Below are 13,832 nucleotides of genomic sequence, written 5' to 3'. Positions count from 1 at the left end.
TGCCAGGAACCCAAGGCTGTGATGCGGACGCGCTTCCGGCGTGTTTCCCCAGCTCAGCTGGCTCGATCCGGGTGAACGCACGTCGCTGTGGCCCCGCGACCCGCCAACGGAAGCCGGGTTGCGGTCCGTGAAGGACTCCTTGAGGGAATCTGATTCCCTCAAGGGGTCCCTCACAGACTTCAAGGCACAGGCACATAGCGACGAATCGGGCATTTCGGCGCTGTTGGCGTCCTTTGCGGACGGTCAGCGGGCCGGGGTCGCGCGGCTTAAGTACCTGGCATTGACTCTGATTCCCTGAAGGTTCCCCGCACGGACCGCCGCGATCAGATCGCGTGGGTTTCGATCGCGATTTCGTGGCTCAGCGTGCGATGCACCGGGCATTTGTCGGCGATCTCCAGCAGCCGCGCGCGCTGGGCGTCGTCGAGGTCGCCTTCCAGCGAGATCTCCCGGGTGATCCGGCTGATCAACCCGACCTCGGTCTCGCAGCGTTCGCAGTCGCGGGCGTGGACGCGGTCGTGCCGGAGCCGGACGGTCGTGCGGGTCAGCGGGATTCCCTTGCGGTCGGCGTACATCCGCAGCGTCATCGAGGTGCAGGTGCCGAGCGCGGACAGCAGGAGGTCGTACGGCGTGGGACCGGCGTCCGCGCCGCCCGCGCTCGTCGGTTCGTCGGCGAGGAATTCGTGGCCCGCGGTCGTGACGCGCTGGGTGTAGCGGCCGCTCCCGGCATCGGTGACGACGACAGTGCCGGGTTCCGGCTGGGTCATGAGGGCGGATTCCTTCTGCTCGGCACTGCCCGCCCGGTGCGGGCGGTCGCTTGTGGACGGTCCGGGAACGACGTTCCCAAGAAGCCGTGAATATCGTATCTTCTGCTTGCGAGACGCGGACGCGCTTCCCGCGGAGCACGGGCAAAAGGGGGTGGGAGATGGCCACCCGGCATCTCTCGACACGACCGGCGGAGCAGCACAACCGCGGCCGGTTCCTCGACGCGGCGCTGACCGTTCTGACCGAGCGAGGCGTCGCCGGATTGACCGTCCGCGCGGTGGCGGAACAGGCCGGGGCGTCCACGATCACGGTGTACACGCGCTTCGGCGGCCGCACCGGTCTGCTGGACGCCTTGTACGAACGGGCTTTCGACCTGCTGGGCGAAGACCTGCGCGACGTTCCGCGGACCGAGGGCGACGGGATCGCCGATCTGGTGGAGGTCGCACTCGCCTACCGCCGCTTCGCACTGGAAAGCCCGGCTCGCTACGGCCTGATGTTCGAGCGTTCGGTGCACGATTACGACCCGGATCCGGCGCTTCGATCCGGAGTGCTGCGCACGAGTTTCGCCGAGTTCGTCGCGAAAATCGACCTGGTCTGCCCGCCGGGCGTCGTCCCGCAGGAATGCGGCTACCTGCTCTGGACGGCGATGCACGGGCTGGTGAGCGTCGAGCTGACGATCCGCTCGCAAAGCCCGCTCGACGACTGGTTCCTCGACCCGAGCGAAACCGCGCACGAGACGATGTACCGCCGCGGGGTGCGCGCGACGATCGACGGCCTCGGCCTGCGCGCCTGACCCCGAACCGCACCCGGCATCGCGCTCGGGAGTGCTGGGCCGAGTTCGTCGCGAGATCGACCTGGCCTTGCCGCCGGACGTCCTCGCGCGGGACGGCGGCCGCCTCGCGTGAACAAATCCGGAAAACAGTTCGGCCCCGGTCCGTGCGGACCGGGGCCGAAACTGTTCAGAGACTCAGCGAGTCAACGCTCACGCGCCGCCCGACAGCTTCTCGCGCAGGGCCGCGAGCTGCTCGTCGCTGGCGAGCGTGCCGCCGCTCTTCGCCTCGACCGGGGCGGACGAGGTGTAGCTCTGCTCGCCGCCCTCGATGCCGGTGGCAGCGTCGGCAGCGGCTTCGGCGTCGGCCTCGGCGGCCTTCTTGACCTGGGCCATGTGGGCCTCGTAGCGCGTGTGGGCCTCGGCGTAGCCGCGCTCCCACTCCTCGCGCTGCTTGTCGAAGCCTTCCTGCCACTCCTGCGTGTCCGGGTCGAAGCCCTCGGGGTAGATGTAGTTCCCCTCGGTGTCGTACTCGGCGGCCATGCCGTACTGGGTGGGGTCGAACTCGGTCTCCGGCGTGACGCCCTCGTTCGCCTGCTTCAGCGACAGCGAGATGCGACGGCGCTCGAGGTCGATGTCGATGACCTTGACCATGACGTCGCCGTTGACCTGGACGACCTGCTCCGGGATCTCCACGTGGCGCTCGGCCAGCTCGGAGATGTGCACCAGGCCCTCGATGCCCTCCTCGACGCGGACGAACGCGCCGAACGGAACGAGCTTGGTGACCTTGCCCGGCACGATCTGGCCGATCGCGTGGGTGCGGGCGAACTGGCGCCACGGGTCTTCCTGGGTCGCCTTCAGCGACAGCGAGACGCGCTCGCGGTCCATGTCGACGTCCAGGACCTCGACCGTGACCTCCTGGCCGACCTCGACGACCTCGGACGGGTGGTCGATGTGCTTCCAGGACAGCTCGGAGACGTGCACCAGGCCGTCGACGCCGCCCAGGTCCACGAAGGCGCCGAAGTTGACGATGGAGGACACGACGCCCTTGCGGACCTGGCCCTTGGCGAGCGCGTTGAGGAACTCGCTGCGCACCTCGGACTGGGTCTGCTCGAGGTAGGCGCGCCGCGACAGGACCACGTTGTTGCGGTTCTTGTCCAGCTCGATGATCTTCGCCTCGAGCTCGCGGCCGACGTACGGCTGCAGGTCGCGCACGCGGCGCATCTCGACCAGCGACGCGGGCAGGAAGCCGCGCAGGCCGATGTCCAGGATGAGGCCGCCCTTGACGACCTCGATGACGGTGCCCTTGACGGGCTCGTCCTTCTCCTTGAGCTCCTCGATCGTGCCCCAGGCGCGCTCGTACTGCGCGCGCTTCTTGGACAGGATCAGACGGCCTTCCTTGTCCTCCTTCTGGAGAACGAGGGCTTCGACCTCATCGCCGACGGCGACAACCTCGGCCGGGTCGACATCGTGCTTGATGGACAGCTCGCGCGAGGGGATGACGCCCTCGGTCTTGTACCCGATGTCGAGCAGGACCTCGTCGCGGTCGACCTTGACGATGGTGCCCTCGACGATGTCCCCATCGTTGAAGTACTTGATCGTCTTGTCGATAGCCGCGAGGAAGTCTTCCTCCGACCCGATGTCGTTGATGGCGACCTGCGGAGCCGCGGTGAGGGCGGTCGGGGCGGTGGCGGTGTCGGTGGTCATTAGGCGGGTTGCTCCGGTGGATGGGTGTCGTAGGTGGATGTGAAGTTGGCTACCGGCAATGCACGCGGCGAGTCCCGCAGCCATGGCATGCGGCGACCCTGCTCAAACGTCCGGCGACCAAACGTTCCACCAGTGAACGACCGCGGCATGACCCGCTGACGATGCGCGGCCCCGGTGGGTAGTCACCCGGGCAGCGCGAACCCCACTGCGCTAACACGTATCGTACGCGGGCCCCCGCGGGGGACACAATCAGGGTCGCCCTGGGCTCCCGGTACCTTCTGTCGAACGTTTCCGCCGGTCCGGGCATTCCCCGCGCCCAGCCGGCGCCACCGGGAGAGGAGACCGGCATGCCCGAGCCCGCCGCGGCCCCGGCGGCCCTGTCCGGCGACCGTCACGCGAGCGCTGAAGAGCGGCTCGGCACCGTCGGCGTCGCCCACCGCGAGGTCGGCGGAAACGAGGCGGAAGCGGCGAATCTGGCCTGGTGGGACGCGGATGCCGACGACTACCAGGCCACCCACGGCGGATTCCTCGGCGACGCCGATTTCGTCTGGTGCCCGGAGGGCGTCCGCGAGGAGGACGCGCGGCTGCTCGGCGACGTGCGCGGACGCCGCGTGCTCGAGGTCGGCTGCGGACAGGCCGCGTGCTCGCGCTGGCTCGCGGCCGCCGGGGCCGAACCGGTCGCCACCGATCTGTCCGGCGGCATGCTCCGGCACGCCCGCGAGGGGAACGCCCGCACCGGCGCGACGGTCCCCCTCGTGCAGGCGAACGCCGAGCGGCTCCCGTTCGCCGACGCCAGTTTCGACATCGCGTGCTCCGCGTTCGGCGCGCTCCCCTTCGTGCCGTCGCTGGAGACGGTGTTCGGCGAGGTGCGCCGCGTGCTGCGTCCCGGCGCACCGTGGGTTTTCTCGGTGACCCACCCGATGCGGTGGATCTTCCCGGACGACCCCGGACCGCAGGGGCTCACCGCGACCCAGCCGTACTTCGACCGCACGCCGTACGTCGAGGTGGACGACGACGGCACGGCGACGTACGTCGAATACCACCGCACGCTCGGCGACTACGTGCGCGCGCTCGCCGCCGCGGGCTTCGCGCTGGAAGATCTCGTCGAGCCGGAGTGGCCGGCGGGCCACACGCGCACCTGGGGCCAGTGGAGCCCGCTGCGCGGCCGGCTGTTCCCCGGCACCGCGATCTTCCGCACGCGCCGCGACTGACCGGCTACGCTGCGCTGGTGAGCTCCGCAGGCCGATTCGCCGAACTCGACCCGCTCTTGCCGCCGCCCGTTCCGCTCGCGAGCGGCGAACGGCTGCGCGCGGTGACCGCGTCCGGCACGCAGGTTTCCGCCATGCTCCAGCGCTACCGGCACGGTCCGGGCGACGCTCCCCTGCTGTGGTCGGCGGCCGAGGTGTGGCAGTTGTTCCCGGATCCGGAAACGGCGGGCACCGAAGGATTCGACGCGCTGCTCGGCGCGCTTCGGTCCCAAGTGGACACTGAAGCGCCGGGCGCCGATTCGGCGTGCGTCGTCAACTGGCCGAGCCGCGACGCCGAAGCCATCCGGGCTTTCCTCGACCACGGCCTGGTTCCGTTGTCCGCACTGGCCGTTCGCCCCGCCGTAGTGCCGGAAAACGTCGAGACCGACGCGTCGATCCGCCTCGCCGGGCCGGACGACTACCCGGTGGCCCTGGCGTTGTGCACCGCGACATTCGATTACACCGGCCTTGTCGCACATCGGAAACGCGAGCAGACCGCGGAGTTGCTCGGCCCGGCATTGCGCCGCGCGCTCGGCGAGAAGGCGACCTGGCTCGCCGAGGTCGACGGCGAGGTGGCGGCGCTCGCGCAATGCGACTGGGTCGAGTCCACGCCCGGAAGCGAGGCCGCCGAACTGCTGCCGTCCGGACGCTGGGGGTACGTGAACAACGTCGTCACCGCCCCCGCCAGCCGCGGCAGCGGGATCGGCCGCGCGCTGATGGCGCGCGCGCACCGCGAGCTGCTGAACCAGGGCGCGACCGGCACCTACCTCTATTACAACCCGACCAATCCCCTGTCGTCGGTGTTCTGGCACCGGCAGGGCTACCGGCCGCTGTGGACGTCCTGGGAAGCACACCCTGCGTGGGCCTTGCGCTGAGCTTTCCGCTCTTTGGTGTGACGTCCGGCGAGCCGTCTTGCCGACCCCCGAGGCCAGGACTAACTTTTGAACTGACTAGTCAGTTCAAAATCCGTGGAGTGTGTCCTGTGCAGGTCCGTGCCGACCGGGTGTCCCTGAAGGGTCCCCACGGCCCCTTGTTGCCGCCTACCTCGCTCACCGTCGAGGAGGGCTGCCTCACCGTGGTGCACGGCGAGCCGGGCGTCGGCATCACCGCGCTGGCGCTCGCGCTGGCCGGGCGGCTGAAGCCGACCACCGGCACCGTGACCGCCGATTCCGACGGCGACCTGCGGCGGCTCGTGGCCGTGGTGGACTCGCCAGGGGTCAGCGAGCCGGACGAGGCCTTGTCGCTGCGCGTCGTCACCGGCGAGGAGCTGGCGCTCGCGCACCGTCCTTCCGGCAAGGATGCGGTCACGGCTTGGCTCTCGCAACACGACGCGGGGCCGTATGCCGACAGCCGGTTCGAGAGTCTCGAACCCGCGCTGCGCACCCGCCTGCTCACCGCGCTGGCCGCCGAACGCGACGGCGTGCGCGTGCTCGTCCTCGACACGCCCGACCGGCACACCAGCGACGTCGGCTCCTGGACCGCTGTTGCGAAGGAGCACGCCGCGCGCGGGTTCGCGGTGGCCGTGCTGGCCGCGACGACGCCGGAATCGGCGCTCCCCTATCCGCCCGCGAAGGTCGGCGAGGCCGAGCAACCGGACCCGATCCGGCTGTACGCCCCGCCAGAGCCCGCTGAAGCGGAGACCGAGGCCGAGCAGACGAAGCAGCTCCCGGAGACCGCCGAACTGACCGCCGAAACCGAGAACTCCGAGGGAGACCGGGCATGACCACCCCCCACAAGCGGGCCGGCGGACTGAACGCGTTCCGGATCGCGCGCAACGAGCTGCGCAGGCTGTCCACCGGGACGCTGCCGAAGCTCGCCATGTTCGCGCTCGTCATGGTGCCGCTGCTGTACGCGTCGTTCTACCTCTACGCGAACTACGACCCGTACGGCCGCCTCGACAAGCTGCCCGCCGCTGTGTTCACCGAGGACGCCGGCGCGAAGGACTCAGGCGGGGCCGAGCGCAACGTCGGCCGCGAGGTCACCGACGAACTGGTGAAGTCCGGCACCTTCCAGTGGCATCAAGTGTCCGAAAAGGACGCTCGGGACGGGGTGCGGGACGACAAGTACTCGTTCGCCATCGGCATCCCGCACGACTTCTCGAAGGCGCTGCTGTCGTCCGGCAATTTCGAGCCGCAGCAGGCGACCATCACGCTGACCACCAACGACGCCAACAACTATCTGTCCGGCACGATCGCGAAACAGGTCGCCGACCAGGTCCGCAAGACGATCGCGGAGAAGGTGGGCAGCGAGGCCGCGGACAAGTTCCTCGTCGGTTTCTCCACCATCTACGGCAAGATCTCCGAAGCCACCGACGGGGCCAAACAGCTCGCCGACGGGGCGGCGAAACTCCAGACGGGGCAACATCAACTGGCCGACGGGGCGAGTCAGCTCGCGACCGGGTCGAGCAGTCTCGCCACCGGATTGGGCACGCTCAAATCGAGCACCGCGCAGCTGCCGAGCCAGACGCAGAAGCTCGCCGACGGGGCGGCCCAGGTGGCCGACGGCAACCAGAAGGTGGCGAGCGCGGGTTCGCTGGCCGCGTCGGCTTCCTCGGACGTGATGGGCCGGATCGACAGTTATCGCAGCCAGCTGGCGGCGAAGCTGCAGGAATCCGGGGTGTCCGACAACGTCGCCAGTTCCATCCTGGCCGACTACGACAAGCTGCGCACGGACGCGAACCAGGCCAACGGGAAGATCCAGTCCGCCAACGGAGACCTGCAGAAGCTCTCCAGCGGCGCGCGCCAGGTGTCCGACGGGGCGCACCAGCTCGCGTCGGCCTCGCCGCAGCTGGCCAACGGGATCTCGCAGGCGTCCGACGGCGCGAACCAGCTGCGCGACGGTTCGGCGAAGCTGAACGACGGCGAGAAGACCGCCGTCACCGGCACCGACCAGCTCGCCGACGGTTCGGCGAAGCTGCGCGACGGTCTGGCCGCCGGGCTGTCGCAGATCCCGAACCCGGACGATCCGACCCGCACCGCCACCGCGAACACGATCGCCGACCCGGTCGCGGTCACGTCGAACGGCGTCGCGTCGGCGGGCACGTACGGCGCCGGGCTCGCGCCGTTCTTCATCTCGCTGGCCACCTGGATCGGCGCGTTCGTGCTGTTCCTGCTGATCCGCCCGCTGTCGACGCGCGCGCTCACCGCCGGCGCGTCGCCGCTGCGGGTCGCGCTCGGCGGCTGGCTGTCCTCGGCCGTGCTCGGCCTGGGGCAGGTGATCGTGCTGTTCGCCGCGGTGACCTGGCTGGTCGGCATCCACGTGGCGCATCCGTTGGGCGCGATCGGGTTCGCCTGTCTGGTGTCGCTGGCCTTCACGTCGATCGTGCACGCGCTGAACGCGCTCTTCGGCGCTGTCGGCAAGTTCCTCGGGCTGGTGCTGCTGGTGTTGCAGCTGGTGAGCGCGGGCGGCACGTTCCCCTGGCAGACGATCCCGGACGCGCTCTATCCGCTGCACATAGTGCTGCCCATGGGCTACGCCATCGACGGGTTCCGGCATCTGCTCTATACCGGCGCGTCGATGCAGATCCTCGGTGACATAGGGGTGCTGGTCGCGTACCTCGTCGGCGGGATCCTGCTGTCCACCCTCGCGGCGCGCAAACACCGGGTGTGGTCGGTCTCGGCGCTCAAGCCAGAGCTGAGCCTGTGAGAGAAGCGACCAAGCGGAAGCTCTTCGAGGCCACTCTGCGGCTGTCGGCCAGTCGCGGCCTTGTCGGGCTGACGGTCGATGACATCGCGGCTGAGGCCGGGGTCGCGAAAGGGACCGTTTATTACAACTTCGGGTCCAAGGACGGGCTGGTCGACGCTCTGCTCCGGTTCGGCGTCGATCTGCTCGCCGGGCGGTTGCGGGCCGCCGGGACGGACGATGATCCGTTGGCGGTGATCGAGGCTCAGGTGGATACGACGCTGGAGTTCATTGCGGAGTATCCGGGGTTTTCCCAGATCGTGGTCAGCGAGTTGTGGCATACGCCTGGGCGGTGGCACGACACGTTGGCGTTGTTGCGGGAAGAGCTGATTGCCGTCGTCAAGGCGCAGCTGGAGAGGCTGGGGGCCGCGGGGCGGTTGCCTGAGGGGTTGGATATCGCGACCGCCGCGGCTGGGGTTTTCGGGACGATGCTGGTGGTGGCGTTGGATTGGCAGGTTTTTCATCCCGCCAGGTCTCGAGCTGACGTGCTCGGGTCGGTGATGTTGCTGATTCGCGGGTTGAAGAGGTGACGTGGTGGGGCCCGGCTTCGGCGCCGGGCCCCTCAGGGGTTAGTGGCAGTTAGCGCAGCAGCCGCAGCCCTTGCCGGTGCAGGCGGAGCAGCATCCGTGCCGCAGGACGGTCTGGAACAGGCGCTTGATCATTGCTCGGTCCTTCCGGGTCGGTCATTCCTGCGTGGGTCACGCTAAGTGGGGTGGTGGTTACGGGGGTACCGCTGACCGGGCAGGCGGGCGGGTGAATCCTCGGGGGCACGCGGGCTCGTCACGGCGGGACGCGGGTGGCACCAATCATCCGTCGAGCAGAATCCGGCCCCGGTTGTCGAATCCGGTGCCGAGTGTTCGACGCACGGGTGAAAGCGGCTCGCCGCGGGCGAGGCGCACCCGAAGGAGGCACTGGAATGCGGACCCTGCACATCGGACTGCGAGTGGCCGATCTTCCCCGGTCGCTGGCGTTCTGCACGGCGCTCGGCTACGAGGTCGTCGGCACGGTGCCCGAGACCCGATCGGGCAGCTGACCATGCTCAAGCTCCCCGGCGACGAGTTGGTCAAGCGCGGAACCGACGTGAGCCACCTTGTCGTGCGGGTCGAATCGATGGCCGGCACGCTCGACATCCTGGCCAGCGACCGGATCGAACTCGTCCAGTGGCCCGCGGGACACCCCGACGGCATGACCGCCGCCGACTGGCCCGGGAAAGAGGACTGAGAAATGAGCAGGACGCCGCTGCGGCTGTACATGTCCATGTCGATCGACGGATACATCGCCGGGCCGGACGACCGGCCCGGGCAGGAACTCGGCCGCGACGGATTCCGGCTGTTCGATTGGCTCGACCGTCGGAATGAGGAAGGGGTCAGCAAGCAGGTCTACGCCGAGGCCTCGGCGACCGGCGCCGTGATCTCCGGACGCCGCACGTTCGAGCTGGCCAAGCGATGGAACGGCGACCACCACGACGGCGTCCCGATCCACGTGCTCACCCACCGCTTCGAGCCCGACGACGAGCCGCCGGGCAGCGCGAAGTTCTACACCGACGTCAACGCGTGCGCCGACGAGGCCCGGGGCAAAGCGGGAGACCGACCCGTGCTGGTCCACGGCGCGGGCGCGGCACAGGCTCTGCTGGCCGCGGGCCAGCTCGACGAACTGGAACTCCACCTCGTCCCGGTGCTGCTGGACGGGGGACGGCGGCTGTTCGAACCGACCGGGCTCGGCCACGTCGAACTGGAGCCCGTGCGGCGGCTCGAAGGCCGCGGCGTCACGCATGTGCGATACCGCATCGTCCACAGAGCCCGGTGAGGTCCGGCCTCCGCCGTGGATTTCCGCCCGGCGGCCCCTGGGACAACCCAGCCGTTCGCGGCTGGGCGGCTCCCCTACTGTCCACAGGGGACGTTCAGCCAGTCGGCTCTGGGGATGCTCTTGCGGGTGTCTTCGAGTCTGGTCAGCAGGGTTTCCAGTTGTGCGGGGTCCGCGGTGTATTCCAGGATTGCTCGGTAGAAGGCGCCGGTCATGGTCTTCGGCATGAGGTCGGAGGCGTCGAAGCAGACTGGTTTTCCTGAGGTGATGGTGTCGGCGACCTTTCTCCTTACAGGGTCGCGGTAGACGTCCTTCGGTACTGCGGTTCCCGCGGAGAAGGCCGTCGCGTTCGGGTTTCCTGCCCAGATTTGCTGGGCTTCCGGCGAGACCAGGAAGTCCAGGAATTGGCGGGCCTGCGGGGTGTCGTTGAACATCGCGGCCAGGTCCGCCGATACTTCCGACGCGCCGGAGCCTGGGAACGGGAAGAAGTCGTAGTCGGTTCCTGGTTGCGGGCGCGGGCCGGTTTCGTTGTGCAGGTGCATGGTTTGGTAGCTGCCCATGGCGAAGGAGCCTTGGTGTTCCATGCGGCAGCCTGGCGGGTCGGTGAAGAGGGGGCGGGCCGCGTCTCGGAAGTCGGTGAGCAATGCCGCCGGTGCACCGCCTTGGATGCCGCCGGGGTGGACTGCCAGGGTGCCCCAGTCTTGGAATGCCTGGCGTACCGGCGTTGACGTCCACGGGAGGGTGCCTGCCGCCCATTGGCGATAGATCTCCGGGCCCGCGGAGTGCAGCAGGATGTCTTCGATCCAGTCGGTGCCCGGCCAGCCTGAGGTGGGCGGGGCGGCCAGTCCCAGGCACCACGGGGTGTTCTGGCTGGCGGCGAGAGCGACGAGTTGGTGCCAGGTGGCGGGTTTCGGGGACGGGAGGCTTGCGGGGCGGTACCAGATCGCGCTTTTCAGGTCGGCTTTGACCGCGACTGAGTAAAGTTTTCCGGTGCCGAGGCGTTGCAGGTTGACCCATTGTCTTCCGTAGAAGGATTCGGCTTGTTGTTCCAGGAAGTCGAGAGGTTTGATTTCCTGGCGGCGGGCGTAGTCGGCCAGCAGACCCGGGCTGGAGAGGACTGCTATGTCGGGGGCGGCGCCTTGCTGGACGTCCGCGGCTAGGACCTGTTCGACGGCACGCGTGCCTTGATAGCGGACTTCTATGCCGGTCTTTTCCTCAAAGCGTTGTTTGACCTGATTGAAGGCTGCTTCCTCGCCTTCGGTCCATACTCCGATTACCTGGACGGTGTTGCTGTTCGCGGCGACCCCGCATGCCGAGGAAGCCGCCACTAGCGCCGTGGCCGCGAGCAGGAGCAGTTTCTTCCACCGGGTCATGGGCGGTACCGGTATTCGTCGATTCGGCGGTATAGCCCGGCCACCACTAGCGCGCCGGTGAGGATCAGGGCAGTGGGGACCAGTATGGGCAGACCGCCCGATTCGGTGGCGGCGGCTCCGGCCGTCGTTACGGCTCGGGCGGCCGAGGTGATGGCGTTCTGGGCGGGGGCCGCCGTCGAGGTGGTTTGGGTTTGGCGGCGGAAATCGTCCACTGTGGACCCGCAGCCGGACGGGCCGCAGCGTTGTTGCAGGAGGGTGGCCAGGCGGGCGTGGCCTCCCGCGTCGGCGGACTCGATGCTTTTCTCTCGGACGGCGACGGCTTGGTCCACATTGCCGCGCACTGTGTCGAGGCGTCCGGCCAGGGCGAAGGCGGCCAGCAGGCCCGCGACGACGCCCAGTCCTAGTACGGTCGCGCCCAGCAGCGGCGGGTTCAGGCGGCGGCGGAAACGCTGGCGCAGGAAGACTTGGGTCGCGACCAGGAGAGCGAGCAGCACGATCGGCGGCAGCAGCCAGAGGATGAGCAGGCCCGCGCTCATCCTGGTGCCGGAGATTTGGCTGTCCAGGGCAGTGCGCTCGTCTTTTTGCAGTTTTCCTAGTAGCTCCAGGACGTTGTCGGGGGCGTGCAGCAGGCGTGAGGCGTACCAGAGGTCGGCTAGTCCTACTAGTTCCGCGCCTGGTTGGCGGAAGTGGGCGTCGGCCTGGCTCATGGCGCCGGAGTACGACGCGACCAGGCCTTCGACGGTTTGCAGGGTTCCGGCGCCGGGGTCGCCTGCTTGGTTGAACTCCGCTACCCGGGCGAGGCTTTGGCTCGCTGACGCCATCCGGTTTTCGTACTCCTGTCCTGGGCCAGCCAGTTTTGCCTCTCCGGAGGCGAAGCTGGCGATGGCCGCGGCGTCGGCGGATACGAGGGCGTCTCGTGCGGCCGCGACTTCGAGGATTGCTCGGCTGGTCGCGGACGAGATCTGATCGGCGGTCCGGACGACGCCGCTGACCGCCAGGTACGAAGTGACCAGTGCGAGCACGGTTCCGGCCAGCAGCACTGCCCGGATTCGGACTAGCGCTTGCCGCGTTCGGAGGGTCACGCGGCGCCTCCGTGCAGCGGCTCTCCGCACTCCTCGCAGAATCGGGCGTCGGACGCGTTGGGAGTCTCGCAGTGGCGGCAGATCGCTGGTTTCGCGTCCGGAACGGGCGCGGGACGGGCATCGCGGGGCTGGTCGCCGACGTTCGAGACGGTGGAGACCAGCAGGTTGAGCAGTTCGCTGCGGGTGACTTCGGGGCGAAGCCGCACAGCCTCGCCAGTCGTGTCGACTACCCGGGCGAGGCGGCGCAGGACTTCCTTGTTGCTGGTCCGCGTGGCGATTTCGACAGCCTGGCCCCATTCGCGCGCCGCCCGCGCGTGGTCGCCCGCGGCGTAGGCCTCGTCGGCGTTCACCAAGGCCTCGCTGAGTTCCGCGTGCATGGTGTAGCGCCGCACCTTCGGGTCGACCAGCGTCGGGGCGACCGGGTCGTGGGTCCAGTGCGCCAGCAGCGGGACCGTCGAATCCGGGGCGTCGTCGACCTCGACCCAGGCGAGCATTCGGTCGGAGCCGTACTCCGGCCGGGCGTCCGCCGAGACCTCCACGGCGAGCTGGAATTCCCTGGTCTCCCCCGCGCTCCACGAACCGAGCGAGAGGACCGTCTCGCCGTCGCCGTCGGGGACGCAGCGCGAGGTGAGGTCGTATTCGCTTGGCCAGACCTGCTTCACGAAGCGCAGCGTGGTTTGTTCGGTGACGCCGATCCGCAGCCGTGCGGACGGGATCACCTTCGCGAGCGCCGCGGCCATCAGTGCGCGGAAGTCGTCGACCAGGTCTTCGTCGCGTACCACCGAATCGACGGAGCCGCGCAGGACCCGGCCGATCTCGACCAGTTCGGCTCGTTGCCAGCCGTCGCCGATTCCCCTTGCGTCGCAGACGAATTGGCCTTCGCAGGCGTCTAGTTCGCGGCGCAGCGACTCCGCTGATTGCGACTGGTTGTTCCCGTCGGTCAGCAGGATCACGTGCCGCACCGCGTCGGGTACCTGAGCGAACAGCTTGCGCGCGCACTCCAGCCAGGTGCCCATCGCGGTGCCGCCGACTGCGACGAATCGCTCCACTGCGGCGACGGCGGCTGCTCGGGTTTCATCGGACGCGACTGCCAGACCGGGTTCGGGTGGATAGGCCAGGTCGGCGCGTTCGGTGCCGCGGACGACTGCGAAGCCGACACCGTCGGGAAGGGCCCAGATCGCCGCGGCTGCGGCCCGGCGTGCGGCGGCGATTTTCGTCGGCGGGTAGCGCATCGACGTCGAGCAGTCGACCAGGAGCACTTCCGCGCCGGGCGGCCGGACCTCGGGCTGGCCGTCGTCGCGCGCGGAGACGGTGACCACGGCCTGCATCGCGGTGTCGCCTTCGCCGAGGTAGCGGTTCTGATGGACCTCGACGTCCCAACCCCTGCTCATCCCTCGCCCCTTCGCCG

14 protein-coding genes are annotated in these 13,832 nt (G+C 69.0%); 9 read left to right on the top strand and 5 right to left on the bottom strand.

Features of this window, described 5'->3' with window-relative positions; translation table 11 throughout:
- Positions 1-323: 323 nt before the first annotated feature.
- The gene (locus ACFORO_RS06005) at positions 324-764 is read right to left on the bottom strand and encodes an OsmC family protein (RefSeq protein WP_354750777.1); all 441 of its coding nucleotides are present in this window, start codon (positions 762-764) and stop codon (positions 324-326) included.
- Between the two features lie 158 nt (positions 765-922).
- On the opposite strand from ACFORO_RS06005, the gene ACFORO_RS06000 reads away from it, so the two are divergent.
- Positions 923-1,555: a TetR/AcrR family transcriptional regulator gene (locus ACFORO_RS06000; RefSeq protein ID WP_354750778.1), complete on the top strand. Its 633-nt coding sequence runs from the start codon at positions 923-925 to the stop codon at positions 1,553-1,555.
- A 189-nt stretch (positions 1,556-1,744) separates the two neighbouring features.
- Here the strand turns inward: ACFORO_RS06000 and rpsA are convergent, their stop codons facing one another.
- Entirely contained in the window at positions 1,745-3,238 is a 1,494-nt protein-coding gene (rpsA, locus tag ACFORO_RS05995; RefSeq protein WP_377867712.1) for a 30S ribosomal protein S1, read from the bottom strand.
- Between the two features lie 347 nt (positions 3,239-3,585).
- Between rpsA and ACFORO_RS05990 the strand changes: the two genes are divergently transcribed.
- The 8 genes from ACFORO_RS05990 to ACFORO_RS05955 all read left to right on the top strand — a co-directional run bounded on the left by ACFORO_RS05990 (position 3,586) and on the right by ACFORO_RS05955 (position 9,972).
- A complete protein-coding gene (locus ACFORO_RS05990) occupies positions 3,586-4,449 on the top strand; it encodes a class I SAM-dependent methyltransferase (protein WP_377867711.1) in 864 nt (287 codons plus the stop codon).
- Between the two features lie 14 nt (positions 4,450-4,463).
- A complete protein-coding gene (locus tag ACFORO_RS05985) occupies positions 4,464-5,360 on the top strand; it encodes a GNAT family N-acetyltransferase (RefSeq protein WP_377867762.1) in 897 nt (298 codons plus the stop codon).
- A 107-nt stretch (positions 5,361-5,467) separates the two neighbouring features.
- Positions 5,468-6,208, top strand: a complete 741-nt coding sequence (locus tag ACFORO_RS05980) for an ATP-binding cassette domain-containing protein (RefSeq protein ID WP_354750782.1) — start codon at positions 5,468-5,470, stop codon at positions 6,206-6,208.
- Between the two features lie 26 nt (positions 6,209-6,234).
- The gene (locus ACFORO_RS05975) at positions 6,235-8,130 is read left to right on the top strand and encodes a YhgE/Pip family protein (protein ID WP_377867761.1); all 1,896 of its coding nucleotides are present in this window, start codon (positions 6,235-6,237) and stop codon (positions 8,128-8,130) included.
- Positions 8,127-8,696 carry a TetR/AcrR family transcriptional regulator gene (locus tag ACFORO_RS05970; RefSeq protein ID WP_354750783.1) on the top strand — a complete coding sequence of 190 codons (570 nt, stop codon included), beginning with the start codon at positions 8,127-8,129 and terminating at the stop codon, positions 8,694-8,696. The genes ACFORO_RS05975 and ACFORO_RS05970 overlap by 4 nt, the downstream gene beginning before the upstream one ends.
- A gap of 386 nt (positions 8,697-9,082) precedes the next feature.
- Complete coding sequence (locus ACFORO_RS05965; protein WP_377867710.1) at positions 9,083-9,199, top strand: VOC family protein; 117 nt, start codon at positions 9,083-9,085, stop codon at positions 9,197-9,199.
- A gap of 2 nt (positions 9,200-9,201) precedes the next feature.
- Positions 9,202-9,387, top strand: a complete 186-nt coding sequence (locus tag ACFORO_RS05960; protein ID WP_377867709.1) for a hypothetical protein — start codon at positions 9,202-9,204, stop codon at positions 9,385-9,387.
- Positions 9,388-9,390: 3 nt separating this feature from the next.
- Positions 9,391-9,972 carry a dihydrofolate reductase family protein gene (locus ACFORO_RS05955; protein ID WP_377867708.1) on the top strand — a complete coding sequence of 194 codons (582 nt, stop codon included), beginning with the start codon at positions 9,391-9,393 and terminating at the stop codon, positions 9,970-9,972.
- A gap of 74 nt (positions 9,973-10,046) precedes the next feature.
- Here the strand turns inward: ACFORO_RS05955 and ACFORO_RS05950 are convergent, their stop codons facing one another.
- Genes ACFORO_RS05950 through ACFORO_RS05940 form a run of 3 tightly spaced genes read right to left on the bottom strand, consistent with a single transcriptional unit; the run spans position 10,047 to position 13,815 of the window.
- On the bottom strand, positions 10,047-11,342 hold the full coding sequence (locus tag ACFORO_RS05950; RefSeq protein WP_377867707.1) for an ABC transporter substrate-binding protein: 1,296 nt from the start codon (positions 11,340-11,342) through the stop codon (positions 10,047-10,049).
- Complete coding sequence (locus tag ACFORO_RS05945) at positions 11,339-12,424, bottom strand: hypothetical protein (protein ID WP_377867706.1); 1,086 nt, start codon at positions 12,422-12,424, stop codon at positions 11,339-11,341. The genes ACFORO_RS05950 and ACFORO_RS05945 overlap by 4 nt, the downstream gene beginning before the upstream one ends.
- A complete protein-coding gene (locus ACFORO_RS05940; protein WP_377867705.1) occupies positions 12,421-13,815 on the bottom strand; it encodes a VWA domain-containing protein in 1,395 nt (464 codons plus the stop codon). Before ACFORO_RS05940 ends, ACFORO_RS05945 begins: the two co-directional genes overlap by 4 nt.
- Positions 13,816-13,832 lie beyond the last annotated feature (17 nt).

Source organism: Amycolatopsis halotolerans (assembly GCF_042647905.1).
Classification (GTDB): domain Bacteria; phylum Actinomycetota; class Actinomycetes; order Mycobacteriales; family Pseudonocardiaceae; genus Amycolatopsis; species Amycolatopsis halotolerans.
This window is presented reverse-complemented; position numbering and strand designations above follow the sequence as displayed.